Genomic DNA, 26,371 nt, shown 5'->3' on the forward strand with positions numbered 1-26,371 from the left:
CGACTCATGACCGAGTCGCGTCGACGAATACGCCGTCGCGCAGAATCGGAACGCTCGAACTCGAATCGACCTCGGCTGCGATGTCCACGTCTTCCGGGTGTCCCATCCCGGCCAGTTCGCGACCGGAGCCGCATTGCCGCAGCTCCGAGCCCACGTCTCGCTCGACGGCTCGCCACGCGGCCGCGGCTGCGCGCGCCTCCGGGGAGACACCGGCAGCTCCGGCGTCGACGAGGGCAGCGATGACTGCACCGGCACCCCACAGGTCCTCGACGGCAGGCCGAAGGGATCCGTCCGGCCACTTTTCACCGCCCGCTATGACCGCCGTCACTGCGTTTGGGTTCCTGGCACGTATCCACTGCGCTACGGCCGATGCGTTTCTGAGCGACGCGCCCACGCACAGCGGGGCCGTGCTCGCGAGCTCGTGGGCGATGGTGGATCCGTTCGGTGACGGCAGCACCAGTCGTGTCGGAGCAGGCGCGGCCCGGACGGTCGCCGGGCACAAGCTGATCAGGCCCGGTGAGGCGGCCGACCGCCCCACGGCGAGGACCGCGTCGAACTGCTCGGCCAACTGCGTGGCCCGGTCGTCGCGCCACCGACTGGGGATGACGTCGATGCCCGCGTCCACAGCAACCGTGAGAGTGGTGGTGAAGGACAGGACGTCCACGACGACGGCGACGTCTGCGCCGTCGACGATGGCGTCGGCACCGGACAGACCCCAGTCGAAGCGGAGCCCGAATGCGTTCTGGGACAGTACGGGGTCGGCCGGCATTGCGGAACGGTATCAAGTCCGGTGCCGGTGATACCTTCGGCGCGGGATCGAGTGGGGGAGGTAGACATGCAGCTGGACCTGGACACCAAGGTGATCGTCCTCGTGGCCGGTCTCCTGCTGCTGTGGGCATTGGGATTGGGGGTGATCAAGTATCACCAGATGTCGACGTCACCGGATGGCACTGCGCATCGTTATGTCGACATCGCCCATCGGGCAGCGTTGATGTACTCGTTCGCCGCCCTGGTGCTCGCAGTGCTGGCGCAGTTCAGCGCGTGGTCGGTCACGGTGGACCTGATCGCCGCGTCGGTGGTGCTGGTGTTCTTCGTCGCAGCCGTCGCGAGTTACACCGTCCACGGATTTCGGCGAGACACCGAGAACCAGTTCGTCGATCCCGTCCCGGGGACGCACCTGTTCATGGTGTCGTTGATCGTTGCCGAAATCGGCGGTACAGCGGTGCTCGTGGCCGGGTTCGCGTGGGAGCAGTTCGGTCCGAGCTGAGACCTGGAGCTACCGAGGGTCCAGGTAGAGCTCGGCGGTCTCGGTGGCTACCGCGGACACTGCAGCAGCAAGACCGGGCTCGAGGTCCAGCGCAGTGGCGAGTCGTTCTCCGCGCAGCCCTTGCGTTCGGAGTAGGTCCCAGGCATGTTCCACCAGCCGCACCGAGGTGGGGTGGTCCAACTCGGGACGGTTCGATCGCAGTGCGGTCGCAGCCCAATCCGCGTCGAAAGTTCCGTTGGGCGGACCGAACACACGCTCACCGGACGAATAGCTCTTCGGGTCCATACCCTCTGACGCTAGCAGGATCGGAGGTCGGTGCAATCATGACCGAATCGCGTCGACGCAGCACTACCGAACCGATCGGTTTCTTCAGTACGGTGAGGCGATGTACGACGGCCACCGCAGGGCTCCGGTCGCGCTCTCGGTCGTCGGATCACTGATACTCGGTTTTGTCGCGGGCTGTGCCGGCGCAGGGGGCAGTGGCCCGGTCGACGAGGTCTCGGCCGACACGAACTACACCACGGTCACGGGTTCGGGACCTGTCGGGTACGTCGACGGACTCCGACGACACCTTCTCTCCGTATGCTGGGCCGGAACGGGTGCGAGGTGACGCGGAGTCTACGATCGTCTCGGCCGATTTTCTGGCTGATCCCGGCGGAATCTCGCATGCTTTCATCGGAGTTGCGGCCGATCGACCCGCGTTCACGGTGACAACCACCGAAGAACCGGCCGCGGTCGTCGTCACCGTCGAGAACTGACCGGCGCAGCAACGTCGAATACATGTCGGCCGTGGCTGTTTCGATCCGTATGCCGGGGACCGCGCGGTAGCATCGCGATGTGTCCGACGCCACAGCGGGAACGAGTCCATCCGGTCGTGTCCGCGTGCTCGTGTACAGCAGCAATGCCGCAACCCGCGCCCAGGTGCGGTCTGCCGTCGGAACTCGACCGGATCCTGCACTCGGTGACATCGAGTACGTCGACATCGCCACGGCAGCCGTTGTCATCGAGCACATGGATGCAGGCGATGTCGCGTTGGCGATTCTCGACGGCGAGTCCTCACCTGTCGGCGGTCTGGGTCTGGCGAAGCAGTTGAAAGACGAGATCCTCGACTGCCCACCGGTGTTGGTACTCATCGGACGTCCGGACGATGCGTGGTTGGCCGAGTGGTCGCGCGCCGAGGCTGCCGTTCCGCACCCGCTGGATCCGATCCGGCTGGGTCGAGCGGTGGTCGATCTGCTGAAGCAGCGCTCGGTACGCGTCGGTGCCCGGGTCTCTCGATCGCGCTAGATCAGACCGTTTTCTCCGATGCAGGCACAGTCAGCACGAACCGATGGATCACGCCGGCGACGACTGCTCCGAGTACGGGGAACACCACGAACACCCATAGCTGGGACAGGGCAGGTCCGCCGGCGAGGAGGGCCGGGCCGAGGGACCGAGCAGGGTTGACCGACGTCGAGTCGATTCCGATGCCCAGCAGGTGAACCACGGTCAGTGTCAGGCCGATCGGAATGCCGGCTGCCACGACGGGGTGAACGGTGGGGGCCGTGGTGGCCAGAACGACGAGGACGAGCAGGCCGGTCGCGATCGTCTCGAACACCGCGACCGACGCCAGCCCGTATCCTCCGGGCGAGGCGCTGCCGAATCCATTGGTGCCCAGACCGTCCGCCGCCATGTCGTATCCGGGACGGCCGGATGCGACGAACAGTACGATCAGCGCGCCGATCAGTGCACCGACGGCCTGAGCGACGATGTAGAACACAGCCTTGATCGGGGTGATGGCGCGAGCGATCAGGGCTCCGATCGTCACAGCCGGGTTGATGTGGCATCCCGAGATCGGTCCGATCGCATAGACCAGCGCGAGCAGCGTGAGGCCGAATGCCAGGGCGATGCCCGGGGTTCCGACGGTGTCGCCCGCGATCACGGCGGTGCCGACGCCGAAGATCACGAGCAGGGCAGTTCCCAGTCCCTCGGCGGCGAGCGCCGAGACGGAAATCGATTTCATCATTTCTCCTGTTCCATGTCGGCAGCCTGGTTCGGCCGGCCGAGATCGTCGGGAGGTTTGTCGTTTTCGTCGGTGCGGATCGCATGGGGCCGACAGGTGATCTGAGTCACACTGCATGGGGCGGACGAATTCGGGTGATCCATGCGCGTCAACGCTTTACGAAAACTGGACTCGTCGAAATCCCGCGAGATCGACACCGAACCCATACTGTGTGGTTCAGGTCACATTGGTACGGCCGTCGCATTTACTACGCGCCGGCGCGGTAGTCGATCGAGGGAGAAGATGCCGGGATGAACGCCTACGTTCCGATCCTCGTTCTCGGTGCCATTGCGGTCGTGTTCGCGGTGTTCTCGGTGATGGTCGGCACCATGGTGGGACCCGCGCGGTACAACCGAGCGAAGTTCGACGCGTACGAGTGCGGCATCGAGCCCACGATGCATGCGCCGACGGGACAACGATTTCCGGTGAAGTTCTACCTGACCGCGATGCTGTTCATCATCTTCGACATCGAGATCGTCTTCCTGTATCCGTGGGCCGTCCATCTCGATGTGCTGGGCGCGTTCGGACTGGTTGCCATGGCACTGTTCGTCGTCAACGTGTCGGTGGCCTACGTCTACGAGTGGCGGCGAGGCGGACTCGGATGGGACTGACGTCCAACCACTGATCGGCGACGGCACGATGCACGGTTCTCACCTCGAACGGATGCGGAAAGAGTGTGATCGATGGGACTCGAAGAGAAGCTACCCAGCGGATTTCTGCTGACCACCGTAGAGGGGTTGGCCGGATATGCCCGTAAGGGCTCGTTGTGGCCCGCGACCTTCGGTCTCGCGTGCTGCGCGATCGAGATGATGGCTACCACCTCCGGTCGGTTCGATCTCGCACGATTCGGCATGGAAGCGTTCCGTGCGTCTCCGCGCCAAGCGGACCTGATGATCGTGGCCGGCCGCGTCAGCCAAAAGATGGCACCTGTGCTGCGGCAGGTGTACGACCAGATGGCGGAACCGAAATGGGTTCTGGCCATGGGCGTCTGCGCGTCCTCGGGCGGAATGTTCAACAACTATGCGGTGGTGCAGGGTGTCGACCACATCGTTCCCGTCGACATTTACCTACCCGGTTGTCCGCCCCGACCCGAGATGCTGCTCAACGCAATCTTGGAGCTGCACAAAAAGATTCAGCAGATGCCGCTGGGTGTCAATCGCGAGCAGGTTCGCGCGGCCGCCGAGGCTGCGGCGTTGGCGTCCACCCCGACCATCGATCTGAAGGGGCTGCTGCGATGACGGCGGACGGGCCCCGCGGGATGTTCGGCGTCCGGGGGAGCGGTGACACCTCCGGCTACGGCCGGTTGCAGCCGCCGGTGGCATCGGTGGACACGGCTGTCCGGCCCTACGGCAGCTACTTCGACGCCGTGGTCGATCGATTGGCCGCGGTCCTCGACACCGGTGACGCGGCCGTACCCTTCGAGGACGCCGTCGAGCGTGCCGTGATCTTTCGCGACGAACTGACGCTGCATCTCTCGCGAGAACACGTGCCCGCCGTCGCCCGCGCTCTCCGTGACGACGAGGAACTGAGATTCGAATTGTGCACGGGGGCATCGGGTGTGCACTACCCGGATCAGGTCGGCCGGGAACTGCGCGCGGTCTACCATCTGGTGTCCATCACCCACGGACGCCGCCTGCGACTCGAAGTCGCTGTACCCGATGCGGATCCGCACACACCGTCGCTCTGCGCGGTCTATCCGACCAACGATTGGCACGAACGCGAGGTCTACGACTTCTTCGGCATCGTGTTCGACGGTCATCCCGCGCTGACGCGGATCGAGATGCCGGACGACTGGGTCGGGCACCCGCAACGCAAGGACTATCCCCTGGGCGGTATTCCCATCGAGTACAAGGGCGCTCGGGTCGCGCCTCCCAACGAGCGCAGGTCGTACAACTGATGAGCGCAACGGACGAAACAATCTATGCAGTGTCGGGCCAGGACTGGGACGACGTGGTCGAACTTGCGCGCGGGTCGACCACGGAACGCATCGTGGTCAACATGGGTCCGCAGCACCCGTCGACCCATGGTGTGCTGCGGTTGATTCTCGAGATCGAAGGCGAGACCGTGACCGAGGCCCGGTGTGGAATCGGTTACCTGCACACCGGTATCGAGAAGAATCTCGAGTATCGCAACTGGACTCAGGGCGTCACGTTCGTCACTCGGATGGACTATCTCTCGCCCTTCTTCAACGAGACCGCGTACTGCCTCGGGGTGGAGAAGCTGCTCGACATCACCGACGACATTCCCGAGCGAGCGACGGTGATCCGGGTGATGCTGATGGAGCTCAATCGGATCTCGTCGCACCTCGTGGCATTGGCCACGGGTGGAATGGAATTGGGTGCCGTGACGGCGATGCTGTTCGGCTTCCGGGAGCGCGAGCTGATTCTCGACGTCTTCGAGGCCATCACCGGACTTCGAATGAACCACGCCTACATCCGTCCCGGCGGCTTGTCTCAGGACCTGCCCGCCGATGCGATCGACAAGGTTCGCGAGTTGCTGCGGGTTCTTCCCGGACGGCTACGCGATCTCGAACTCATGCTCAACGACAACCCGATCTGGAAGGCCAGAACCGAGAACGTCGGCTACCTGGACCTCACCGGATGCATGGCCCTCGGCGTCACCGGGCCGGTGCTCCGATCGACCGGACTGCCCTACGATCTGCGCCGGTCCGACCCCTACTGCGGGTACGAGAACTACGAGTTCGATGTCGTCACCGACACCGGATGCGACTGCTACGGGCGCTATCTGATTCGCGTCGAAGAGATGAAGGAATCGCTCAAGATCGTCGAGCAGACTCTCGATCGTCTTCGGCCCGGACCGGTGGTCATCGACGACAAGAAGATCGCCTGGCCGGCCGAACTCGTCTCCGGACCCGATGGTCTCGGCAATTCTCAGGACCACGTGCGCACCATCATGGACACCTCGATGGAGTCGTTGATCCACCACTTCAAATTGGTGACCGAGGGCATGCGTGTGCCGGCGGGCCAAGTGCTGTCCACGGTGGAATCGCCGCGAGGCGAACTGGGTGTGCACATCGTCAGTGACGGTGGAACTCGGCCGTACCGAGTGCATTTCAGAGACCCCTCGTTCACCAACCTGCAGGCGGTTGCCGCGATGTGCGAGGGCGGCATGATCTCCGATGTCATCGCTGCCGTTGCCAGTATCGATCCGGTGATGGGCGGGGTGGACCGATGACCACGCCACGCTCGGAGCCGGTGCTCGTCCAACTCGGAGCTCGCCCCGAGGAAGCAGTACAGCTGTTCGGCCCCGACGCCCGTGCGTCCTATCCCGCCGACGTGCGTGCTCGCCTGCGCGCCGACGCCGAGATCATCCTGAGTCGTTATCCTCAGGCCCGATCGGCGTTGCTACCGCTGCTGCACCTGGTGCAATCCGAGGACGGATATCTCACGCCGGCCGGAATCGAATTCTGTTCGGACGTACTCGATCTCACCGGAGCAGAGGTCACCGCGGTCGCGACCTTCTACTCGATGTACCGCCGCGAGCCCACCGGAAACTATCGAGTCGGAGTGTGCACCAACACCCTGTGCGCCGTCATGGGCGGCGACGCCATCATGGACGCGCTGCGGGATCACCTCGATATCGACCACGGCGAGACCACCGCCGACGGTGCGATCACCCTCGAGCACATCGAGTGCAACGCCGCGTGCGACTTCGCACCGGTGATGATGGTCAACTGGGAGTTCTTCGACAACAGAACTCCGGCGTCGGCACGGGAACTGGTCGATGCGCTTCGATCCGGTGCGCAGGTGACCCCGACCCGCGGCGCTCCGCTGTGCACGTTCCGCGAGACCGAGCGAATTCTTGCCGGGTTCGCCGACGATCGGCCGGGTGCACTCGAATCCTCCGGCAGCGCAGGCGAAGCCAGTCTCGCGGGTCTGCGGTACGCCCGTGAGCACTCGATGACGGCTCCCCGGGCCGTCACCGGCTCTTCGGACGATCATCCCGATCTCGGTGCCGAAGCAGTGGCGCAAACGGTGCGCGAGAAACCGGCTCCGGCTCCTTCGGCGACCGTTCCACCGCAGCCGACGAACACCACCGAAACCGATCCACCGACGAAGGGGAAATGACATGGCCCTGACACCGGTGTTGAGCGAGTTCTGGGGCGAGAAGGACTCGTGGACACTCGACACCTACCGCAGTCACGACGGCTATCGGGGGCTCGAGAAGGCCCTCGCCATGGACCCCGACGATCTCATCGCGTTCGTCAAGGACTCCGGCCTGCGCGGCCGTGGCGGTGCGGGATTCCCCACCGGAACGAAGTGGAGCTTCATTCCACAGGGTGACGGGAAAGCTCACTATCTGGTGGTCAACGCCGACGAGTCGGAGCCGGGCACCTGCAAGGACATGCCCTTGATGATGGCGAGCCCGCACACGTTGATCGAAGGAATCATCATCGCGGCCTACGCAATACGTGCATCGCACGCATTCGTCTACGTTCGCGGCGAAGTGGTACCGGTGCTGCGCAGACTGCAGGCCGCAGTTGCCGAGGCCTACGCCGCCGGCTACCTGGGCAAGAACCTCCTCGGATCGGGGTTCGACCTCGAGCTGGTGATCCATGCCGGGGCCGGGGCCTACATCTGCGGCGAGGAGACGGCGCTGCTCGACTCGCTCGAAGGGCGACGAGGTCAACCCCGACTGCGTCCACCGTTCCCCGCGGTGGCAGGCCTGTACGCGCGGCCGACGGTCGTCAACAACGTCGAATCCATCGCCAGCGTCCCGGTGATCCTGAGCAAGGGCATCGAATGGTTCCGGTCGATGGGAAGCGAGAAATCACCCGGGTTCACCCTCTACTCGATCTCCGGCCACGTGTGTCGGCCCGGCCAGTACGAGGCCCCGCTGGGCATCACTCTGCGGGAACTGCTGGACTACGCGGGCGGTATCCGGCCCGGTCACGAGCTCAAGTTCTGGACACCGGGAGGATCGTCGACACCGATGTTCACCGGCGAACACCTGGACGTGCCGCTCGACTACGAGGGCGTCGGTGCCGCCGGATCGATGTTGGGTACCAAGGCCTTGCAGATCTTCGACGACACGACCTGCGTCGTGCGAGCAGTGTTGCGATGGACGGAGTTCTACGCACACGAATCCTGCGGCAAATGCACGCCGTGCCGAGAAGGAACCTACTGGCTGGTGCAGATACTGCGCCGCCTCGACGGCGGAACCGGTACCGAAGCCGACCTCACGACAGTGCTCGACATCGCGGACGGCATCGCCGGAAAATCGTTCTGCGCGTTGGGAGACGGAGCCGCAAGCCCGATCGTGTCCTCGCTGAAGTACTTCCGCGACGAATACATCCGACACGTCACCGAACAGGCATGCCCATTCGATCCACACCGATCGACCCTGATGGCAGAGGAGCTGACGTCATGACGGCAGCAGCACACGGTCGTTCCGCAGGCTCCACTCCTGCCCCCGACCAGTCGGTCACTCCGGTCGAAATGGTGACACTGACCATCGACGACCACGAGATCAGTGTTCCCAAGGGCACGTTGGTGATTCGCGCCGCCGAGCTGATGGGCGTGCAGATTCCGCGCTTCTGCGATCACCCGCTGCTCGATCCGGTGGGGGCGTGCCGGCAATGCCTGGTCGACGTCGAAGGGCAGCGCAAGCCGTTGGCGTCCTGCACCACGACAGTGGCCGAGGGCATGATCGTGCGCACCCAAGTGACATCGGAGTCGGCGGAGAAGGCGCAACGGGGCGTCATGGAGCTGCTGCTGATCAACCATCCGCTCGATTGCCCGGTGTGTGACAAGGGCGGTGAGTGTCCGCTGCAGAACCAGGCGATGGCTGCGGGCCGGGCCGAGTCCAGGTTCGTCGAGACCAAACGCACGTACCCCAAGCCGATTCCGCTGTCGGCCGAGGTGTTGCTGGACCGCGAACGATGCGTCCTGTGTGCGCGATGCACTCGCTTCGCAGCTCAAGTGGCCGGCGATCCGTCCATCGAGCTACTCGAACGTGGTGCGATTCAACAGGTGGGGATCTTCGGCGACGAGCCGTTCGACTCCTACTTCTCGGGCAACACCGTGCAGATCTGTCCGGTGGGTGCGCTGACCAACACCGAGTATCGGTTCCGGGCGCGCCCGTACGACCTCACCTCGTCGCCGAGCGTGTGCGAGCACTGCGCAGGGGGCTGTGCTCAACGCACGGACCATCGACGCGGCAAGGTCCTGCGACGGCTGGCCGGTGACGATCCCCAGGTCAACGAGGAATGGAACTGCGACAAGGGCCGGTGGGCATTCAAGTACGCCACCGAACCCGACCGCATCACCTCGCCGATGATCCGCGACGAATCCGGGGAGTTGATCGAAACGTCGTGGTCGGCTGCATTGGCGGCTGCGGCAACGGGATTAGCCGGGTCGGTCGGACGTGCCGCGGTACTCGTGGGCGGACGATCGACTCTCGAAGACTCCTACGCCTATGCCAAGTTCGCCCGAAAAGTTCTGGCCACCAACGACATCGACTTCCGCAATCGGGATCACAGCGCCGAGGAAGCAAGTTTCCTGGCCGGTCGTATCGCGGCGACCGGGTTGGGGGTCACCTACTCCGATCTCGAGAACGCCCCCGTGGTGCTACTGGTCGGCTTCGAGCCCGAGGAAGAGTCACCCCTGGTGTTCCTGAGGCTACGTAAGGCGCACCGCGCGAGCGCAGTGGTGGTGGCATCGATCGCGCCGTTCTCCACCCGGGGCCTACGCAAGCTGGACGGCGTCCTGCTGCAGTCGATTCCCGGCGAGGAGCCGGGCTGGCTCGATGCGTTGCACGTCGGCGATCGCGGCACCGAATCGATTGCACACCTCCTCCGGGAGCCCGGTGCGATCGTCCTCGTGGGCGAGCGGCTCGGCTGCGTTCCCGGTGGTCTGGCGGCGGTATCGAAACTGGCGGACGACACCGGCGCGAGCCTGGCCTGGATTCCTCGACGCGCCGGCGAACGCGGTGCGCTCGACGCAGGGGCGCTGCCGAACGTCCTGCCCGGCGGGCGTCCTGTTGCCGATGCGGCTGCGAGCGCCGAGGTGGCCGCGGTGTGGGGAGTGCCCGAGTTGCCGGCGGAGGTGGGCCGCGACACGGCGGCGATCCTGGCCGACGCAGGACCGGATCGCGCTCTGGTCACTGCGGGAATCGATCTCGACGATCTGCCGGACCCCCAGGAGGCACTCGACGCATTGGACCGATCGGCGTTCGTGGTGAGCCTCGAACTGCGCCACAGCGCGGTCACCGAGCGGGCCGACGTGGTGTTCCCAGTGGCACCGGTGGTCGACAAGTCGGGAACTTTCGTCGACTGGGAAGGCCGACCCCGTACGTTCGACACTGCACTCGGTGCAGGCGCGGTGATGCCGGATCAACGCATCCTCGACGCCATCGCCGCGCAGATGGGCGTCGAACTGGCCGTGCCCGACGCGGCGGCGGCACGCGCCGAGTTGGCTCGCCTCGGTGTGTGGAACGGCCCGCGCACCGCGGTGGCCCGGGTGGCACCCCACGCGGACGTTCCGACCCTCGGTCCGGGACAGACGATTCTGGCCACGTGGCGGATGCTCATCGATGCGGGACGAATGCAGGACGGGGAGGACAATCTCGCCGCGACCGGTCGCGCACCTACCGTTCGGCTGTCGGCGGCAACGGCCTCGGCCATCGGAGCCGAGACCGGCGATCTGGTGAGTGTTGCGACGGACCGTGGCTCGATCACGTTGCCGCTGACGATCACCGATCTGCCCGACACCGTGGTGTGGATACCGATGAACTCGCCCGGTTCGACGGTGTATCGCTCGCTGGGTGTTCGGTCCGGCGCAGTGGTGAGTATCCGTCGCAGTTCTGCGGAACGACCCCAAGGTAGGCAGTCATGATCGTGGCCGCGCCGACCGATCTGTCGATGTTCGGCAACGATCCGTGGTGGTTGGTTGTCGGTAAAGCCCTGGCGGTCTTCGTCTTCCTGGTGCTGACGCCGCTGGTCGCGATCTACGCCGAACGCAAGATCATGGCGTGGATGCAGATGCGGGTGGGGCCCAACCGGGTGGGCCCGTGGGGTCTGTTGCAGTCGCTGATGGACGGGATCAAGCTGGCGTTGAAGGAGGGGATCACTCCGACCGGCGTCGACAAGCCGATCTACGTTCTGGCTCCGATCATTTCGGTGGTTCCTGCGTTCATGGCCTTCGCGGTGATTCCGTTCGGTCCCGAGGTGTCGGTGTTCGGTACGACGACGCCGCTGCAGATGACCGACCTGCCGGTGGGTGTTCTGTACATTCTCGCGGTCACGTCGGTGGGTGTGTACGGGATCGTGTTGGCGGGGTGGGCGTCGGGTTCGACCTATCCGCTGCTCGGTGCGCTGCGTTCGACGGCGCAGGTGATTTCCTACGAGGTCGCGATGGGCCTGTCGTTCGCGGCGGTCTTCCTGTACGCCGGGACCATGTCGACTTCCGGAATCGTTGCTGCGCAACAGAACACCTGGTACATCTTCCTGCTTCTGCCGTCGTTCCTGGTGTACGTGACGGCGATGGTCGGCGAGACCAACCGCGCTCCGTTCGATCTGCCCGAGGCGGAGGGTGAGTTGGTGGGCGGATTCCACACCGAGTACTCGTCTCTTCGTTTCGCCATGTTCATGCTCGCCGAGTACATCAACATGGTCACCGTCTCGGCGCTCGCGACCACGCTGTTCCTCGGCGGCTGGCAGGCGCCGATTCCGTTGAGTTTGTGGAGCGGTGCCAATTCGGGGTGGTGGCCGGTGCTGTGGTTCACCCTCAAGGTCTGGGTGTTCCTGTTCGTGTTCATCTGGCTGCGTTCGACGCTGCCGAGGCTGCGCTACGACCAGTTCATGAGCTTCGGCTGGAAGATTCTCATTCCCGTTGCGCTGATCTGGGTGATGGTGATCGCGACGGTGCGGGTACTCGGGGCCGATCGTTACGACGTACCGCTGGTCACGTTCGTCGTGTCGATGATCTTCGCGGTGGCCGTCCTGGGTTCACTGCTGCTGATGGTGCGCAGGCGTGCGCGGGAGCGGAACGTGCCGCCTGGTGTGCCCGTTGCCGAGTTCGACGCTGTGGCAGGCGGATTCCCGATACCTCCCATTCCCACCCAGGGCTCGACTTTCCCGAGCCGGCACGCCGGTGTGCGCTCATCCGCCGCCAGGTCACCGAAGGAGAACGCCGATGCCTGAATTTCTCGGTCCCATAGCCGGTTTCGGAGTCACCTTCGCGACGATGTTCAAGAAGGCCGAGACGGAGTTGTATCCGGAGGAGAAGAAGCCGACGGAGGTTCGCTACCACGGTCGTCATCAACTCAATCGGTACGCCGACGGTCTCGAGAAGTGCATCGGTTGCGAACTGTGCGCGTGGGCCTGCCCGGCCGACGCCATCTATGTCGAAGGAGCCGACAACACCGAGACCGAGAGGTTCTCTCCGGGTGAGCGCTACGGCGCGGTCTATCAGATCAATTACCTGCGGTGCATCGGGTGTGGATTGTGTGTGGAGGCCTGCCCGACCAGGGCTCTCACGATGACCAACGAGTACGAACTCGCCGGTGACAACCGAGCCGATCTGATCTACGAGAAGGACTCCCTGCTGGCTCCGCTCGAGCCGGACATGGTGGCCCCGCCGCACGCGATGGCTCCGGGCCGTTCGGCGGAGGACTACTACCGCGGCATCGTCACCGGCGACGAGAAAACAAACGAAACCGAGGGCGGTCCGGTTCGATGACTGCCATCGCTCAGCTCGCCCTCGAGGCCACGTCCACCGGTGAGGCAGTGCAGTTCTGGACCCTCGGCGTCGTAGCCGTCATCGGTGCACTCGGCGTGGTGATGAGTACCAAAGCCGTCTACTCGGCATTGTTCCTCGCTGCAACGATGGTGGTGCTGGCGACCTTCTACATGGCGCAGGGGGCGTTGTTCCTCGGTGTCGTGCAGATCGTCGTCTACACCGGCGCGGTCATGATGCTGTTCCTGTTCGTGCTGATGCTCGTCGGAGTCGACACCTCGGAGTCGCTGACCGAAACCCTGCGCGGGCACCGCATCGCGGCCGTCGTCATCGGAATCGGTTTCGGGCTGTTGATCATCGGGGTGCTGCTGCGCGATTCGGTCCGGAACGGTCGGCTCGACTTCGCCGGTCTCGACGCCGTCAACTCCACCGGAAACGTCGAGGGCCTGGCCGAGCTGATCTTCGTCGAGTACGTGTGGGCGTTCGAGTTGACCGGGGCACTGCTGATCACTGCCACCATCGGGGCGATGATTCTGGCGCACCGGGAAGCTCTGGGACCGGTCAAGGGTCAGCGAGAAATGGCCCGCGGCCGATTTCGCGATGGTTCGAGGGTGACACCGCTGCCGAGTCCAGGGGTGTACGCCCGCCACAACGGGGTGGATCGCCGCGCTCTGCTGCCCGACGGAACCGAATCCGAGTCCTCCGTCAACGCCATGTTCGCCGATCCTCGGATCGAGCGTGACGAGCGATGAATCCGGAGAACTATCTCTACCTGTCCGTTCTGCTGTTCACGATCGGCGCGGCAGGCGTCATCGTCAGGCGCAACGCCATCATCGTGTTCATGTGCATCGAATTGATGCTCAACGCAGTCAATCTCGCGTTCGTGACGTTCTCCCGCATGCACGGCAATCTCGACGGGCAGTTGTTCGCGTTCTTCACCATGGTGGTCGCCGCTGCCGAGGTGGTGGTGGGCCTGGCCATCATCATGGCCATCTTCCGTTCTCGGCGTTCTATCTCCATGGACGAGAATTCACTGATGAAGAACTGACGGGGGAACAACGATGTCGATCCTGTGGCTTCTTCCGGCTCTGCCGGCGTTCGGTGCGGCGTTCCTGTTGCTCGGTGGCCGGCGCTGCAACTCCTGGGGGCATCTGGTCGCGACGGCGGCAGCGGTGTCGTCGTTCGTGGTGGCCGCGGTGGTGCTCGCCTCGATGCTCGGGCGTGACGAGTCGAACAGGATGCTCACCCAGACCCTGTTCCGGTGGGTTCCGGTCGACGAACTGCAGGTCGACTTCGGCTTGCGCGCAGATCAACTGTCGATCTGTTTCGTCCTGCTGATCACCGGAGTCGGGTCGCTCATTCACGTGTACTCCATCGGCTACATAAGCCACGACGCCGAGCGGCGGCGCTTCTTCGCGTACCTCAACCTGTTTCTCGCCGCCATGCTGCTGCTTGTTCTGGCCGACAACTTCCTCGGCCTCTACCTGGGGTGGGAGGGAGTCGGTCTGGCGTCGTATCTGCTGATCGGCTTCTGGCAGCACAAGCCGTCGGCTGCGTCGGCTGCCCGAAAAGCGTTCGTGGTCAACCGAGTCGGTGACATCGGCCTGGCCGTTGCGCTGATGATCATGTTCGTGAACTTCGGCTCCGTCCAGTACGACGACGTGTTCGCCGGAATCGGCGAGGCGAGCGAATCGGTGGCCACCGCCATGGCGCTGATGTTGCTGTTGGCGGCGTGTGGAAAGTCGGCGCAGGTGCCGCTGCAATCGTGGCTCGGGGACGCCATGGAGGGCCCGACACCGGTGTCGGCACTGATTCACGCGGCCACGATGGTCACGGCCGGGGTGTATCTCATCGTGCGCTCCGGACCGGTGTTCGAGGCGTCGCCCACCGCCCGCGCGGCCACCGTCACCGTCGGTGCGGTCACCTTGCTGTTCGGTGCCGTCATCGGTTGTGCGAAGGACGACATCAAGAAGGCGCTCGCGGCGTCGACGATGAGTCAGATCGGGTACATGGTGCTCGCGGCCGGGCTCGGCCCCTCCGGGTACGCCTACGCCATCGTGCTGTTGATCTCGCACGGCTTCTTCAAAGCGGGCTTGTTCCTGGGCGCGGGCTCGGTGATGCACGCGATGAACGACGAGACCGACATGCGACAGTTCGGTGGACTCCGCGCCGCGATGCCGATCACGTTCGTCACGTTCGGCCTCGGCTATCTCGCGATCATCGGACTGCCGCCGTTCTCCGGCTTCTTCGCCAAGGATCCGATCATCGAGGTCGCATTCGCCGCCGAGGGAGTGGCAGGTCCGATTCTCGGCTGCGTGACATTGCTCGGTGCAGGGCTGACGGCCTTCTACATGACTCGGGTGATGCTGTTGACGTTCTTCGGTCCGAAACGCTGGTCCGCGCAGGCACATCCGCACGAGACGACGGCGACGATGACCGTCCCGATGATCGTGTTGGCCGTCGGCTCGGTGGCGTCGGGAGCCTTCCTCGCGGTGGGTGGGCGCCTCGAGGCATGGCTGCAACCGGTGGTGGGATCGGAACACGAGGAGCACGCGATTCCGGCCTGGGTGGTCACCGTCGCCGTCCTGGTGGTCGTGCTGGTCGGTGCGAGCATCGCGTACCGCAAGTACATCGCGAACGAGGTTCCGCCGACACCACCCGAGGATGTCTCGCCCCTGACCCGAGCTGCACGTGCCGATCTCTACGGAGATGCCGTCAACGAGGCGGCATTCATGCGGCCAGGACAAACACTCACGCGCGCACTGGTGCACGCCGACAACGGTATCGACGCCGTCGTGGACGGGGTGGGGAGCTCGATCGGTGGCGCATCGACGCGGTCCGGACGGCTGCAGACGGGCTATGTGCGGTCGTATGCGTTGGCGATGTTCGCGGGAGCCGTTCTCGTGGTACTGATGGTGGTGGCTCTGTGACGACTCCCTGGTTGACCGTCCTGTGGGTGCTCCCGATGCTCGGTGCGATCGTCGTCGCCCTGGTGCCCGCCGCTCGCCCGACCGTCGCGCGCAGTGTCGCAGTGGGTTTCGCTGCCGGAACACTGGCCGTGTCGGTCGCCCTGGCAGTGTCGTTCGACTCCGGTGGTGATCGGTACCAGTTCGTCGAAGACCATTCGTGGATAGCGGCTTTCGGTGCGCGGTACACCCTCGGACTCGATGGAATCGGCCTGGTCCTGGTGTTGCTCAGCACCGTTCTCACACCCTTGCTGCTCGTCGCGGGCTGGTACGACGGCAGTCGCGTCGCGAATTACGGCTCCCGTCGGGTGTCGCACACGTACATGGCGTTGATCCTTGTGGTCGAGTCGATGGTGCTCGTGTCGTTCCTCGCGTTGGACGTGTTGTTGTTCTACATCTTCTTCGAGGCGATGCTGATTCCGATGTACTTCCTCATCGGTGGTTTCGGGGGAGTGCATCGAACGCGCGCCGCGGTGAAGTTCCTGTTGTACAACCTGTTCGGCGGTCTGATCATGTTGGCTGCCGTCATCGGCCTGTACGTGGTGACCGCGCGACCCGACGGGCCTTTCGACGGCGGGACATTCGATCTGCGCGCGATCGCCGACGCGGCGGCATCGGGCGGACTCGGTGTGGATCCGATGGTTCTGAACGCACTGTTCCTCGGATTCATGTTCGCGTTCGCTATCAAGGCACCGTTGTGGCCGTTCCACTCGTGGCTACCCGACGCCGCAGTGCAGTCCACACCCGCCACGGCGGTGCTGATGATGTCGGTGGTGGACAAGGTGGGCACGTTCGCGATGCTGCGGTTCTGTCTCGAACTGTTCCCCGGCTCGTCGCAGACGTTCGCGCCGTGGATCATCACACTCGCAGTCATCGGCATCGTCTACGGCGCGATACTGGCGATCGGCCAGACCGACATGATGAGACTGATTGCCTACACGTCGATTTCGCACTTCGGATTCATCATCCTCGGTATCTTCGCCATGACCGGTCAGAGTCAGGCCGGTGCCACGCTGTACATGGTCAACCACGGAATCTCCACGGCCGCACTGTTCTTGATCGCAGGCTTCCTCGTGTCGCGTCGAGGATCACGAGCGATCGCCGACTACGGCGGTGTGCAGAAGGTGGCACCGGTGCTCGCCGGAACGTTCCTGATCTCGGGACTCGCCACGCTCTCGCTACCCGGCCTCGCCCCGTTCGTGAGCGAATTCCTCGTGCTGATCGGCACGTTCGGTCGATACGGAGTCGCCGCGATTGTGGCCGCCGGAGCCCTCGTGCTGTCGGCGATCTACATACTGTGGCTCTACCAACGCGTCATGACCGGGCCGGTCCGGGAGGGCAACGAGACGGTGCCCGATCTCGTTCGCCGTGAGCTGGCCGTGGTGGTGCCGCTGATCGCGTTGCTCATCGTGCTCGGGGTGTATCCGAAACCCGCGCTCGATGTCATCACTCCGGCAGTGCAATCCACGATCGTCGACAGTTCAGGAGGTCAGCGATGACCACACCCGAGGTGCAGTACGGTCTGCTGGCACCGATGCTGATCGTGTTCTCGGTCGCAGTTCTCGGTGTTCTCGTAGAGGCGTTCGTGCCGCTGCGAGCCCGTCGGATCACGCATGTGGGTCTCGCTCTCGCGGGACTGGTGGCGGCGCTGGCGGCCATCCTGGGTCTGGCAGGCACCGAGGCGTCGGCGATGTCCGGCGCGGTTGCGATCGACGGGCCGACGCTGTTTCTGCAGGGAACCATTGTGCTGGTGTCGATTCCGGCGATCGCGCTGTTGGCGGAGCGCACCGTTGCAGTCACCGGGGCCGGTGCCGAGCGTCGCATCGATTCGTTCACCCCGCAGGCATCGACCACTCCGGGCAGCGTGGCGGAGAAGGAGGCCATCGATGCAGGCGTCGCCCAGACCGAGGTGTTTCCTCTGGCGATGTTCGCGATCGGTGGCATGTTGCTCTTTCCGGCGGCCACGGATCTGCTGACGATGTTCGTGGCGCTGGAAGTGCTGTCCTTGCCGCTGTATCTGCTCTGCGGACTGGCCAGGCGACGGCGCTTGCTCTCGCAGGAAGCTGCCCTCAAATACTTTCTGCTGGGCGCGTTCTCGTCCGCATTCTTCCTGTTCGGGGTTGCCTTCCTGTACGGGTACGCCGGAACCGTTCGGTTGGACGGCATCGCCGACGCCATCGCGGTGGACGGTCAGGGCAGATCGCTCGCGCTGATCGGAACCGCCCTGCTCGCGGTGGGTCTGCTGTTCAAGGTCGGTGCCGTGCCGTTTCATTCGTGGATTCCCGACGTCTACCAGGGTGCCCCCACTCCGGTGACAGCTCTGATGGCCACGGTGACCAAGGTCGCGGCGTTCGGTGCGATTCTTCGCATCTTCGGGGTGGCGCTTCCCGGTCTCGAATCGAGTTGGCGGCCGATGCTGTGGGTCGTGGCCATCGCGACCATGGTGTTGGGTTCCGTTGTCGCGGTGACGCAGACCGATGTCAAACGGATGCTGGCGTACTCGTCCGTCGCGCACACCGGGTTCATCCTCACCGGAGTGACGGCATTGGGTGATTCGGGTGAAGTGGGTGATTCGGGTGTGTCGGCCACGATGTTCTATCTGTTGGCGTATGCCTTCAGCACTCTCGGAGGGTTCGCGATCATCGGTTTGGCGCGCGACGAGCGCGGTGAAGTGAGCGATCTGGAACGGTGGGCCGGAATCGGTCGTCGGTCACCGCTGGTGGCGGCAGTGTTCGGGTTGTTCCTGCTCTCGTTCGCCGGCATTCCGCTCACCAGTGGATTCATCGGCAAGTTCGCTGTGTTCAGCGCTGCCTCGGGCTCTGGGGGAGCGGCACTGGTCGTGGTCGGAGTGGTGTGCAGCGCGATTGCAGCGTTCTTCTACGTGCGGGTGATCGTGCTGATGTTCTTCACCGATCCGGGAGAGCGGACCGCAACGATCGTGCGGCCGACGGCGTCGGTGTCGTGCGCGATCGGGGTCTCGGTGGTGGTCACCGTGGCCCTCGGAGTCTTCCCGCAGCCCGTTCTCGACCTGGCTGCGCGTGCCGGGAACTTCCTGTAGCCGTCGAGCAATCAGTTCGGAGATTTCATTCGCTGCTTCCACGTGTGCGAGCCGGTACCGACCGGGAGTCCACCGATGGCTCCCGCGAGTCCGAACGTAGGCATGTTGACGTAGATCGCCTCACTGTTCTGTGCTGTCGCGGTATAGGTTTCGTGCCACACACCGACATGGCGGGTCGCGGCTACCGATCGATTGAAGGCGCGCCAGGCGGGTGCATGTGGTGCGTCGGGGTCGGAGGCGAACCGGGTGAGGTCCTCGGCGTTGCGCCAATAGCTGACCAGCATGGTGGTGCGTCCCAACCACGAGTGGTAGCCGAGCATCCCGGATGCGGGATCCCGCTCGAGATGGCCGAGCATCCGCGGCATCGCCCGCACCGCGGGTAACCAGGAGCGAACGGCAAGGGGATTGTTGATGCGCATTCCGATGAGGAAGACCGTGACGGTGTCCCGTTCGGATTCGACCGTGGTGCGGCCGTCGATGATGGTTGGCATGACGTGTTCCCGTCCGTTCGATGATCGAAGCGTTGTGTGACACTGTTATAAAACACCGTTGTGGTAGGTTTCGCAAGTGGCGAGACCAAGAATTCACGACGCCGAGTTGCGGACCCGGCTACTCGAGGCCGCGGCGGAAACCGTTGCGCAGCAAGGCGTCGACTCGTTGTCACTACGTAAACTCGCGGCTGCGCAGAGCACTTCGACCACCGCGATCTACTCACTGTTCGGTGGTCGCGCCGAGCTGCTCGTGGCACTGTTCGCCACGTCGTTCTCGAGTTTCGGGGACGCTCAGCGCGGGGTTCCGGTCACCGGCGATCCCGAGGTCGATCTGCGTGAATTGGCTATCGCGTACCGAGAGTGGGCGCTACGTAATCCGCATCTGTACGCGGTGATGTTCGGCGGAGTACTCGGTTCGATCGATGTATCCGACGAGGCGCAAGTCGCATCCGCGGCTATGGATCCGCTCCGGGCGGCGGTGGCACGCGCCGTTGCGGACGGCATCATGGCCGGGGCGCCGGTCGAGTTGATCAGCCACTCGTTCTGGGCGATCGTGCACGGTCTGGTGTCGTTGGAACTGGCGATGCCGACGAACTCCGACGACGAGACCCGTCGTGCGATGTTCGAAGCCGGGACGGAGTCGGTGCTGCGAGGGTGGACGCGTCAGTAGGTGCGCGGGATCCCGAGGATCTTGGTGGCATCGACGGTCATGCCCAACCGTGCCGTCGGAGCGAGTGCAGGCAGATCCGGAAGATCGTCGGGAGTTGCTGTCGCAGCGCCGATCACGTCGCCGCCCGCGATCTCGAAGTCGGAGATCGCTCGTCGAAGATGACTGGGGGTCGTCGCCAGCACGAGATCGTCGACGCCGATCTCGGCGGCCAGTGCGGTAGCTCGCTGTGCGTTCTGCACCGTCGAATTCGCGGTCGATTCGGTGTGAATGCGGTCGGCCGCGATGCCTTCATCGACGAGCCATCGCTGCATCGCCTCGGCCTCGGTGACGCCGCTCTGCGGATTTCCGCCGGTGACGATGATGGGGGACTCGGGGGAGCGCTCCGCGGCGGCGACGGCCGAGCGCAGACGCTCCACCAACTCCGGGGTCGTGCTGCCGTCGCCGTTCAGGCCCAGACCGAGTACCACGATCGCGGTGCGGGGTCCGTCGGTGATCGGGTCGAAGTCGATTGTCTCCGTCGCGGCTTCGTCGATGACGGCGATGGCCCGGTCGACTGCATCGGCGAGGGCGGGAGACAGCGTGTGCAGGCGAGCCGAGTGTTGCGCAAGCGCATCGGTATCGGCGGTCGCGTTGGCATAGAACGTTTGCAGCGCTGCCACGTTGGCGTCGTCCGGGGCGGCGAGTGCGAGTGCGTCGAGGGCAGCGAAACCGTCGTCGTAGCGCCCCTTCACCAGTGCGTCCTGCGCGCCGTTGTACTGATCTGCGTCGGCCGAGCGGACCGACTCGGCGGCGGTTGCCGGGGCCGACGCCTCGGGATCGGCCACTGCCGTGAACGAGCCGAAACCGACGGCGAGGGCAGCGGCACAGGACACGACGGCAACGCGAACGGTCGGGTGTCCTCGGCCTTGTCGCACTGCTGACGTCCTTCCGAACGGTGACGGGTTTCCGCCACCCTAGCTCAGTTCGGTGCCTGTGTGACTGGTGTGAGCAGAGTTGTTCGAGTTACATGAATGTACTTCTGAGCAGGGATTGTCCTGCCCTCACATCGTGACAGGGGCGCGTCCGCGATCGGCGGGTTCGATGGTCACCTCGGCATCGGGAAGGAACACCCGTTCGGTCGTCGTGGTTCCGTCGACGCCGTCGGTCACCGTCACCGCCACGCTCTCGGCAACCTGGCCCGCGCTCTCGATGAACCCGGTCGCGACACCCTCCTCTATGAGCAGGTGATCACCCACCAGGAGAAGAAGCTCGTCCGCCGTCACCGTTCGTCTGCCGCCCACATCTTCGATAGTCATGAATCCCAGCGTAATGCGCTGCGCTGCACTGTGCTGTTGCATGTCCGACACAGTGCCGTCGCATGTTCGACAATCGCAGCAGGAAAAGGGGCGGAGGCCAATGCCTCTCAGCGGGGAGGACGGTATGTTCGCGCATCGGTCCGCGGGAAGACGAGGTTCACGAACGGATCGACGGGACCGCCGGGCGCTGAGGGCATAGCGTAGACACACGACACGACCCCCATACGGAAGAAGGTGTTTCGGTGACCGACTCCGATGCAGGATTCGACCCGACCGCGCTGCGGCCCTCGTTGTTCGTCGACGGGCAGTGGCAGGGATCCGGTGACGGCGGAACCCGAGACATCGTGAACCCCGCGGACGGCAGCACGGTCGCCGTCGTGGACGAGGCCACTCCGGACGATGCTCTGCGCGCGGTGGCCTCGGCGCGGGCGGCGTTCGACGACGGGCCGTGGCGGTCGGTGACGGTGGGTGAGCGCAGCAATCTGTTGAATCGCATCGCAGATCTGCTCCAGAGAGACAAGGCCGAGCTCGCGCGTATCGAGACTCTCGATACCGGAAAGACGTTCGGCGAGAGTGAAATCGACATCGACGACGTGACGTCGGTCTTCCGCTTCTACGCCGATCTCGCAGTGGTCGAGGCCGATCGTCTGATCGACGTCGACCGACCCGAAATCATCAGCCGAGTGGTGCACGAACCGATCGGCGTCTGCGTCATGATCGCGCCGTGGAACTATCCGCTGCTGCAGATCTCGTGGAAGATTGCCCCGGCGCTGGCGGCCGGCTGCACGATGGTGCTCAAGCCGAGCGAGGTGACTCCGCTCAGCACCATCGCGTTCACCAAGTTGGTGGAGGAAGCCGGAGCGCCGGCCGGTGTGGTCAACCTGCTGCAGGGCAGCGGCGCGGTTCTCGGGGACGCGCTCACCAGGAACCGCGACGTCGACTTCATTTCCTTCACCGGTGGGCTGGCGACAGGTAGGCACATCTTGGCCGCGGCGGCCGAGAACGTCACCAAGGTGGCCGTCGAGCTCGGTGGCAAGAATCCACATATCGTGTTCGCCGACGCTGTGGCCGACGATCAGGCATTCGCCGACTCGGTCGACAACGTCCTGACCGGAGTCTTTCTGCACTCGGGCCAGGTGTGTTCGGCCGGCACTCGACTCATCATCGAGGAATCGGTCGCCGACCGCTTCGTTGCAGCCGTGGCCGAACGCGCGAAGACCATCGTGATCGGTCCGGGGATGGACCCGGCGAGCGAGACCGGGCCACTGGTATCGCAGGCGCAGCGCGAGAAGATCGAGGCCTTCGTCGCGGGCGGGATCGACGAGGGCGCAACGCTGGTCATCGGCGGAACGAAACCGGACAATTCGGCTCTCGACCAGGGTAGCTATTTCCTACCGACGATTTTCGACCACTGCGATCGGTCCATGAATATCGTGCAGGAGGAGACATTCGGGCCCATACTCACAGTGGAGCGCTTCGATACCGAGGCCGAAGCACTCCTGTTGGGCAACGATACTAATTACGGTCTCGCCGCGGGAGTTCGGACATCCGACGCCGCGCGAGGCGAAAGAATGGTACGTGGGCTTCGCCATGGCACGGTGTGGCTCAACGACTTCGGCGTCTACACCGCGGCCGCAGAATGGGGCGGCTTCAAGCAATCCGGTAACGGCCGCGAACTCGGTCCGTCCGGAATGTCCGAATATCAAGAGGCGAAACATATTTGGCACAACACCTCGCCCACGGCGGCGGGGTGGTTCGGCACCCGATAACGAAAAGATCGGAAAGGCCAGGCGCATGGCACTACTGAACGACAGTTCGAGCGGAATGGACGACTTCGGCTACAAGGAGTCACTCGATCGAAGCCTCGGCAAATTCGCCAGCTTTGCCGCGGGCGTCAGCTACATCTCCATTCTCACCGGTACGTTCCAGCTGTTCTATTTCGGATTCGGTGCGGCCGGACCGGCGTATCTGTGGTCGTGGCCTGCAGTGTTCGTCGGTCAGCTCTGCGTGGCACTGTGCTTCATGGAACTGGCCGCGAAGTATCCGGTAGCGGGTTCGGTGTACAACTGGGCGAAGCTGTTGGGCCGCAGAATCGTCGGATGGTCTGCGGGCTGGTTGATGCTGACGGCCTCGATCGTGACGCTGTCCGCCGTGGCGCTGGCATTGCAGCTGAATCTGCCCCGTATCTGGAGCGGATTCCAGATCATCGGTGACGGTTCCGGTGCCAGTGATTTCGCGGCCAACGCGGTGCTGCTCGGTGCGATCCTCATCGCCATCACCACGACGATCAATGCGCTCGGGGTCCGGCTGATGGCGATGATCAACAGCGCAGGAGTGTTCATCGAGCTCATCGCGGCCGTGTTGATCGCGATTCTGCTCGCGGCCAACATCAACCGCGGCCCCGAGGTGTTCTTCTCCACCAACGGCTACGGTGCCGGTGAGAGCGGCGGGTACCTCGGAGCCTTCCTGGTGGCGTCGTTGGCGTCGGGCTACGTGATGTACGGCTTCGACACTGCGAGCTCGCTCGGAGAGGAGACCGTCGAACCCCGGCGTACCGCGCCGAAGGCCATCCTGCGCGCCATTCTCGCCTCGTTCGTCATCGGTGGAGCCATCCTGGTGTTCGCCGTCATGGCCGCGCCGGACCTCAACGATCCGTCGCTCGGCAGCCCGGACGGCAGTTTGCAGTCCATCGTCGAAGCGGTGATGTGGGGCCCACTGGGCACCGTCTTCCTCATCTGCATCGTCATCGCGGTCTTCGTCTGCTCGCTGGCGGTGCACACCGCGGCGATTCGGCTCACGTTCGCCATGGCGCGAGACAACGCGCTGCCCTTCGGTGAGAGTCTGGCCAAGGTGAACCCGAAGACCCAGACCCCGGTGGTGCCCGCAGTGACCATCGGCGTGCTGGCCATCGTCATTCTCGTCGTCAACATCGGTCAGCCGCAGATCTTCACCGTCCTCACGTCGATCGCGATCATCATGATCTACCTCGCGTATCTGATGGTCACCGCGCCGCTGTTGGTCAAACGAGTCAAGGGTGAGTGGCCGCCGGAGGACCTGAAGCCCGGCGGGTACTTCACGATGGGCAGGTGGGGCCTGCCGGTGAACATCGCGGCAGTGGTGTGGGGCGCAGGGATGGCGATCAACCTCGCCTGGCCGCGCGAGGCCGTGTACGGAACCCCCTGGTACAACACGTTCGGTGCGTTCGTCTACATCGGCGGCATTCTGGGCATCGGCCTGCTGTGGTACGCAGTCAAGGGACGCAAGCACATCGGCACTCTGAAATCACATGCCTCCACGGGCGACTAGAAGGAGCGTGCAGTGACAGACACCCAGTTCGATTACGTCGTCGCAGGTGGCGGGACGGCGGGGTGTGTCCTCGCTGCTCGGCTCAGCGAGGACCCCTCCGTCAGTGTCTGCCTCGTCGAAGCAGGGCCGACCGACGTCGGCGACAAGGCAATTCTCGAACTGGCGGAGTGGATGCATCTACTCGACTCCGGCTACGACTGGGACTATCCCGTCGAACCGCAGGAGCGCGGCAACAGCTTCATGCGGCACGCGCGGGCGAAAGTGCTCGGTGGCTGCTCCTCGCACAACTCCTGCATCGCCTTTCACCCGCCGGCGGAAACCCTCGACGATTGGGCGGCTGCGGGCGCGACGGGATGGGGCGCGTCGGACATCCTTCCGCTCGTCGCGCGAGTCGAGAGCAACGACACCGGTCGCGGACAGGACGGGCCGGTGCGGATTCGCGACGTGCCACCGAACGATCCGTGCGGTGCGGCAGTGCTCGAATCGGCCGCCGGGATAGGTCTTCCGACGGTCGCATTCAACCGCGGAACGCCGGTACTCAACGGTGCCGGCTGGTTCCAGATCAATGCGGGCGAAGACGGCTTGCGTATGTCGACCTCACACGCCTACCTGCATCCGATCATCGGCACGCGCCCCAACCTGGAGGTGCGAACGGACTGCTGGATCAGCGAGATTCTGATCGACGAATCGCTGACCGCGACCGGAGTGCGGTACCAACGCCCCGATCTCACCGGCTACGACACCGTCTCGGCGCGTCGCGAGGTGATCGTCACCGCCGGTGCCATCGACACGCCGAAGTTGTTGATGCTCTCCGGAATCGGACCGGCGGCACAGTTGCAGGAGATGGGGATCACCGTTCGGGTCGATTCACCCGGAGTGGGCGAGAACCTCGACGACCACGTCGAGGGGCTGGTGTTCTGGGAGGCGAGCAAGCCGATGGTCACCACGTCCTCGCAGTGGTGGGAGATCGGCGTGTTCGCGCAGACCGACGACTCGCTGAACTACCCGGACATCATGATGCATTACGGCAGTGTGCCGTTCGACATGAACACCCTTCGTTGGGGCTATCCGACCACCGACAACGGTTTCTGTCTCACGCCCAACGTCACCCAGGGGCGCTCGCGGGGCACTGTTCGGTTGCGCAGCAGGGATTTTCGCGATCGGGCCAAGGTTGATCCTCGCTACTTCACCGACTCCGACGGCCACGACGACGCGGTGATGCTCGCCGGTCTGAAGCTGGCTCGTCGGATTGCCGCAGACGGTCCGCTCGCAGGGTGGATCGAACGAGAGCTTGCCCCCGGACCCGATGCTGTCACCGACGACGACCTGCTGGACTACGTGCACAAGACCCACAACACGGTCTATCACCCGGCAGGCACGGCGCGGATGGGATCGGTGGACGACACCATGGCCGTGCTGGATCCCGAGTTGCGCGTCAAGGGCATCGCGCACCTGCGCGTGGTCGACGCGTCGGCGATGCCGAAGCTGCCGTACGTCAATCCCAACATCACGGTGATGACCATGGCGGAGAAATGCGCCGACCTGATCCGTGGCGGATAGATCGGAGCTGGCCGATTTT

General features: G+C 64.4%; 28 protein-coding genes. 21 read left to right on the top strand and 7 right to left on the bottom strand.

What is annotated here, in order from left to right; all coding sequences use genetic code 11:
• Window positions 1-4 precede the first annotated feature (4 nt).
• Window positions 5-769: a 2-phosphosulfolactate phosphatase gene (locus R3P93_RS03485; protein WP_317532403.1), complete on the bottom strand. Its 765-nt coding sequence runs from the start codon at window positions 767-769 to the stop codon at window positions 5-7.
• A gap of 66 nt (window positions 770-835) precedes the next feature.
• Between R3P93_RS03485 and R3P93_RS03490 the strand changes: the two genes are divergently transcribed.
• Window positions 836-1,267, top strand: a complete 432-nt coding sequence (locus R3P93_RS03490) for a hypothetical protein (protein ID WP_068050748.1) — start codon at window positions 836-838, stop codon at window positions 1,265-1,267.
• Between the two features lie 9 nt (window positions 1,268-1,276).
• On the opposite strand, the gene R3P93_RS03495 is transcribed toward R3P93_RS03490, so the two are convergent.
• Window positions 1,277-1,552, bottom strand: coding sequence for a hypothetical protein (locus R3P93_RS03495; RefSeq protein ID WP_317532404.1), 276 nt, complete (start codon window positions 1,550-1,552; stop codon window positions 1,277-1,279).
• 194 nt (window positions 1,553-1,746) lie between these two features.
• Here R3P93_RS03495 and R3P93_RS24685 point away from each other — a divergent pair, with 194 nt between their 5' ends.
• Window positions 1,747-2,025 (top strand): AMIN-like domain-containing (lipo)protein, encoded by a 279-nt coding sequence (locus R3P93_RS24685; protein ID WP_449619214.1) that lies wholly within the window; start codon window positions 1,747-1,749, stop codon window positions 2,023-2,025.
• 79 nt (window positions 2,026-2,104) lie between these two features.
• A complete protein-coding gene (locus R3P93_RS03505; RefSeq protein ID WP_094642113.1) occupies window positions 2,105-2,554 on the top strand; it encodes a hypothetical protein in 450 nt (149 codons plus the stop codon).
• A 1-nt stretch (window position 2,555) separates the two neighbouring features.
• On the opposite strand, the gene R3P93_RS03510 is transcribed toward R3P93_RS03505, so the two are convergent.
• Window positions 2,556-3,269 (bottom strand): aquaporin, encoded by a 714-nt coding sequence (locus R3P93_RS03510; protein ID WP_317532406.1) that lies wholly within the window; start codon window positions 3,267-3,269, stop codon window positions 2,556-2,558.
• Window positions 3,269-3,466: a hypothetical protein gene (locus R3P93_RS03515; RefSeq protein WP_149405948.1), complete on the bottom strand. Its 198-nt coding sequence runs from the start codon at window positions 3,464-3,466 to the stop codon at window positions 3,269-3,271. Before R3P93_RS03515 ends, R3P93_RS03510 begins: the two co-directional genes overlap by 1 nt.
• 93 nt (window positions 3,467-3,559) lie before the next feature.
• Between R3P93_RS03515 and R3P93_RS03520 the strand changes: the two genes are divergently transcribed.
• From R3P93_RS03520 to nuoN, 14 genes are all read left to right on the top strand, one after another.
• Window positions 3,560-3,919 (top strand): NADH-quinone oxidoreductase subunit A, encoded by a 360-nt coding sequence (locus R3P93_RS03520; protein ID WP_032397854.1) that lies wholly within the window; start codon window positions 3,560-3,562, stop codon window positions 3,917-3,919.
• A 72-nt stretch (window positions 3,920-3,991) separates the two neighbouring features.
• Complete coding sequence (locus R3P93_RS03525) at window positions 3,992-4,546, top strand: NuoB/complex I 20 kDa subunit family protein (protein ID WP_068050739.1); 555 nt, start codon at window positions 3,992-3,994, stop codon at window positions 4,544-4,546.
• The gene (locus R3P93_RS03530; RefSeq protein WP_149405947.1) at window positions 4,543-5,205 is read left to right on the top strand and encodes an NADH-quinone oxidoreductase subunit C; all 663 of its coding nucleotides are present in this window, start codon (window positions 4,543-4,545) and stop codon (window positions 5,203-5,205) included. Before R3P93_RS03525 ends, R3P93_RS03530 begins: the two co-directional genes overlap by 4 nt.
• Complete coding sequence (gene nuoD, locus R3P93_RS03535; protein WP_068050737.1) at window positions 5,205-6,503, top strand: NADH dehydrogenase (quinone) subunit D; 1,299 nt, start codon at window positions 5,205-5,207, stop codon at window positions 6,501-6,503. The genes R3P93_RS03530 and nuoD overlap by 1 nt, the downstream gene beginning before the upstream one ends.
• Window positions 6,500-7,396 carry an NADH-quinone oxidoreductase subunit NuoE gene (gene nuoE / locus R3P93_RS03540; protein ID WP_149405946.1) on the top strand — a complete coding sequence of 299 codons (897 nt, stop codon included), beginning with the start codon at window positions 6,500-6,502 and terminating at the stop codon, window positions 7,394-7,396. Before nuoD ends, nuoE begins: the two co-directional genes overlap by 4 nt.
• A gap of 1 nt (window position 7,397) precedes the next feature.
• Window positions 7,398-8,699 (top strand): NADH-quinone oxidoreductase subunit NuoF, encoded by a 1,302-nt coding sequence (gene nuoF / locus R3P93_RS03545; protein ID WP_149405945.1) that lies wholly within the window; start codon window positions 7,398-7,400, stop codon window positions 8,697-8,699.
• Window positions 8,696-11,164 carry an NADH-quinone oxidoreductase subunit G gene (locus R3P93_RS03550; RefSeq protein WP_317532407.1) on the top strand — a complete coding sequence of 823 codons (2,469 nt, stop codon included), beginning with the start codon at window positions 8,696-8,698 and terminating at the stop codon, window positions 11,162-11,164. The genes nuoF and R3P93_RS03550 overlap by 4 nt, the downstream gene beginning before the upstream one ends.
• The gene (gene nuoH / locus R3P93_RS03555) at window positions 11,161-12,471 is read left to right on the top strand and encodes an NADH-quinone oxidoreductase subunit NuoH (protein WP_317532408.1); all 1,311 of its coding nucleotides are present in this window, start codon (window positions 11,161-11,163) and stop codon (window positions 12,469-12,471) included. Before R3P93_RS03550 ends, nuoH begins: the two co-directional genes overlap by 4 nt.
• The gene (gene nuoI, locus R3P93_RS03560) at window positions 12,464-13,009 is read left to right on the top strand and encodes an NADH-quinone oxidoreductase subunit NuoI (protein ID WP_149405942.1); all 546 of its coding nucleotides are present in this window, start codon (window positions 12,464-12,466) and stop codon (window positions 13,007-13,009) included. Before nuoH ends, nuoI begins: the two co-directional genes overlap by 8 nt.
• The gene (locus R3P93_RS03565) at window positions 13,006-13,758 is read left to right on the top strand and encodes an NADH-quinone oxidoreductase subunit J (RefSeq protein ID WP_317532409.1); all 753 of its coding nucleotides are present in this window, start codon (window positions 13,006-13,008) and stop codon (window positions 13,756-13,758) included. The genes nuoI and R3P93_RS03565 overlap by 4 nt, the downstream gene beginning before the upstream one ends.
• Window positions 13,755-14,054: an NADH-quinone oxidoreductase subunit NuoK gene (gene nuoK / locus R3P93_RS03570; RefSeq protein ID WP_008717020.1), complete on the top strand. Its 300-nt coding sequence runs from the start codon at window positions 13,755-13,757 to the stop codon at window positions 14,052-14,054. Before R3P93_RS03565 ends, nuoK begins: the two co-directional genes overlap by 4 nt.
• Window positions 14,055-14,067: 13 nt before the next feature.
• Entirely contained in the window at window positions 14,068-15,936 is a 1,869-nt protein-coding gene (gene nuoL / locus R3P93_RS03575; RefSeq protein ID WP_317532410.1) for an NADH-quinone oxidoreductase subunit L, read from the top strand.
• Between the two features lie 35 nt (window positions 15,937-15,971).
• On the top strand, window positions 15,972-17,471 hold the full coding sequence (locus tag R3P93_RS03580; RefSeq protein WP_394855250.1) for an NADH-quinone oxidoreductase subunit M: 1,500 nt from the start codon (window positions 15,972-15,974) through the stop codon (window positions 17,469-17,471).
• Window positions 17,468-19,030, top strand: coding sequence for an NADH-quinone oxidoreductase subunit NuoN (gene nuoN, locus R3P93_RS03585; RefSeq protein WP_317532412.1), 1,563 nt, complete (start codon window positions 17,468-17,470; stop codon window positions 19,028-19,030). The genes R3P93_RS03580 and nuoN overlap by 4 nt, the downstream gene beginning before the upstream one ends.
• An 11-nt stretch (window positions 19,031-19,041) precedes the next feature.
• Here nuoN and R3P93_RS03590 read toward each other — a convergent pair whose 3' ends face one another.
• The gene (locus R3P93_RS03590) at window positions 19,042-19,521 is read right to left on the bottom strand and encodes a DUF4188 domain-containing protein (protein WP_317532413.1); all 480 of its coding nucleotides are present in this window, start codon (window positions 19,519-19,521) and stop codon (window positions 19,042-19,044) included.
• A 76-nt stretch (window positions 19,522-19,597) separates the two neighbouring features.
• Between R3P93_RS03590 and R3P93_RS03595 the strand changes: the two genes are divergently transcribed.
• Window positions 19,598-20,191 carry a TetR/AcrR family transcriptional regulator gene (locus tag R3P93_RS03595; RefSeq protein ID WP_317532414.1) on the top strand — a complete coding sequence of 198 codons (594 nt, stop codon included), beginning with the start codon at window positions 19,598-19,600 and terminating at the stop codon, window positions 20,189-20,191.
• On the opposite strand, the gene R3P93_RS03600 is transcribed toward R3P93_RS03595, so the two are convergent.
• Together R3P93_RS03600 and R3P93_RS03605 are read right to left on the bottom strand one after the other, a co-directional pair.
• The gene (locus R3P93_RS03600) at window positions 20,185-21,105 is read right to left on the bottom strand and encodes a YdcF family protein (RefSeq protein ID WP_317532415.1); all 921 of its coding nucleotides are present in this window, start codon (window positions 21,103-21,105) and stop codon (window positions 20,185-20,187) included. The genes R3P93_RS03595 and R3P93_RS03600 overlap by 7 nt on opposite strands.
• Window positions 21,106-21,231: 126 nt before the next feature.
• Window positions 21,232-21,486 (bottom strand): hypothetical protein, encoded by a 255-nt coding sequence (locus R3P93_RS03605; RefSeq protein WP_068050740.1) that lies wholly within the window; start codon window positions 21,484-21,486, stop codon window positions 21,232-21,234.
• 278 nt (window positions 21,487-21,764) lie between these two features.
• Here R3P93_RS03605 and R3P93_RS03610 point away from each other — a divergent pair, with 278 nt between their 5' ends.
• The 3 genes from R3P93_RS03610 to R3P93_RS03620 are packed head-to-tail and all read left to right on the top strand — an operon-like array spanning window position 21,765 to window position 26,352.
• Window positions 21,765-23,255, top strand: coding sequence for an aldehyde dehydrogenase family protein (locus R3P93_RS03610; RefSeq protein WP_394855251.1), 1,491 nt, complete (start codon window positions 21,765-21,767; stop codon window positions 23,253-23,255).
• Window positions 23,256-23,280: 25 nt separating this feature from the next.
• Window positions 23,281-24,792: an APC family permease gene (locus R3P93_RS03615; protein ID WP_149405934.1), complete on the top strand. Its 1,512-nt coding sequence runs from the start codon at window positions 23,281-23,283 to the stop codon at window positions 24,790-24,792.
• 12 nt (window positions 24,793-24,804) lie between these two features.
• Window positions 24,805-26,352 (top strand): GMC family oxidoreductase, encoded by a 1,548-nt coding sequence (locus R3P93_RS03620; protein ID WP_317532417.1) that lies wholly within the window; start codon window positions 24,805-24,807, stop codon window positions 26,350-26,352.
• Window positions 26,353-26,371 lie beyond the last annotated feature (19 nt).

The sequence above is a fragment of the Rhodococcus cerastii genome, assembly GCF_033042195.1.
GTDB lineage: Bacteria > Actinomycetota > Actinomycetes > Mycobacteriales > Mycobacteriaceae > Rhodococcoides.

Coding starts and splice junctions, on each gene's coding strand:
- R3P93_RS03485 (WP_317532403.1), bottom strand. CDS start 769: ATGCCGGCCGACCCCGTACTGTCCCAGAACGCATTCGGGCTCCGCTTC.
- R3P93_RS03490 (WP_068050748.1), top strand. CDS start 836: ATGCAGCTGGACCTGGACACCAAGGTGATCGTCCTCGTGGCCGGTCTC.
- R3P93_RS03495 (WP_317532404.1), bottom strand. CDS start 1,552: ATGGACCCGAAGAGCTATTCGTCCGGTGAGCGTGTGTTCGGTCCGCCC.
- R3P93_RS03510 (WP_317532406.1), bottom strand. CDS start 3,269: ATGAAATCGATTTCCGTCTCGGCGCTCGCCGCCGAGGGACTGGGAACT.
- R3P93_RS03520 (WP_032397854.1), top strand. CDS start 3,560: ATGAACGCCTACGTTCCGATCCTCGTTCTCGGTGCCATTGCGGTCGTG.
- R3P93_RS03525 (WP_068050739.1), top strand. CDS start 3,992: ATGGGACTCGAAGAGAAGCTACCCAGCGGATTTCTGCTGACCACCGTA.
- R3P93_RS03530 (WP_149405947.1), top strand. CDS start 4,543: ATGACGGCGGACGGGCCCCGCGGGATGTTCGGCGTCCGGGGGAGCGGT.
- nuoD (WP_068050737.1), top strand. CDS start 5,205: ATGAGCGCAACGGACGAAACAATCTATGCAGTGTCGGGCCAGGACTGG.
- nuoE (WP_149405946.1), top strand. CDS start 6,500: ATGACCACGCCACGCTCGGAGCCGGTGCTCGTCCAACTCGGAGCTCGC.
- nuoF (WP_149405945.1), top strand. CDS start 7,398: ATGGCCCTGACACCGGTGTTGAGCGAGTTCTGGGGCGAGAAGGACTCG.
- R3P93_RS03550 (WP_317532407.1), top strand. CDS start 8,696: ATGACGGCAGCAGCACACGGTCGTTCCGCAGGCTCCACTCCTGCCCCC.
- nuoH (WP_317532408.1), top strand. CDS start 11,161: ATGATCGTGGCCGCGCCGACCGATCTGTCGATGTTCGGCAACGATCCG.
- nuoI (WP_149405942.1), top strand. CDS start 12,464: ATGCCTGAATTTCTCGGTCCCATAGCCGGTTTCGGAGTCACCTTCGCG.
- R3P93_RS03565 (WP_317532409.1), top strand. CDS start 13,006: ATGACTGCCATCGCTCAGCTCGCCCTCGAGGCCACGTCCACCGGTGAG.
- nuoK (WP_008717020.1), top strand. CDS start 13,755: ATGAATCCGGAGAACTATCTCTACCTGTCCGTTCTGCTGTTCACGATC.
- nuoL (WP_317532410.1), top strand. CDS start 14,068: ATGTCGATCCTGTGGCTTCTTCCGGCTCTGCCGGCGTTCGGTGCGGCG.
- R3P93_RS03580 (WP_394855250.1), top strand. CDS start 15,972: ATGCTCGGTGCGATCGTCGTCGCCCTGGTGCCCGCCGCTCGCCCGACC.
- nuoN (WP_317532412.1), top strand. CDS start 17,468: ATGACCACACCCGAGGTGCAGTACGGTCTGCTGGCACCGATGCTGATC.
- R3P93_RS03590 (WP_317532413.1), bottom strand. CDS start 19,521: ATGCCAACCATCATCGACGGCCGCACCACGGTCGAATCCGAACGGGAC.
- R3P93_RS03605 (WP_068050740.1), bottom strand. CDS start 21,486: ATGACTATCGAAGATGTGGGCGGCAGACGAACGGTGACGGCGGACGAG.
- R3P93_RS03615 (WP_149405934.1), top strand. CDS start 23,281: ATGGCACTACTGAACGACAGTTCGAGCGGAATGGACGACTTCGGCTAC.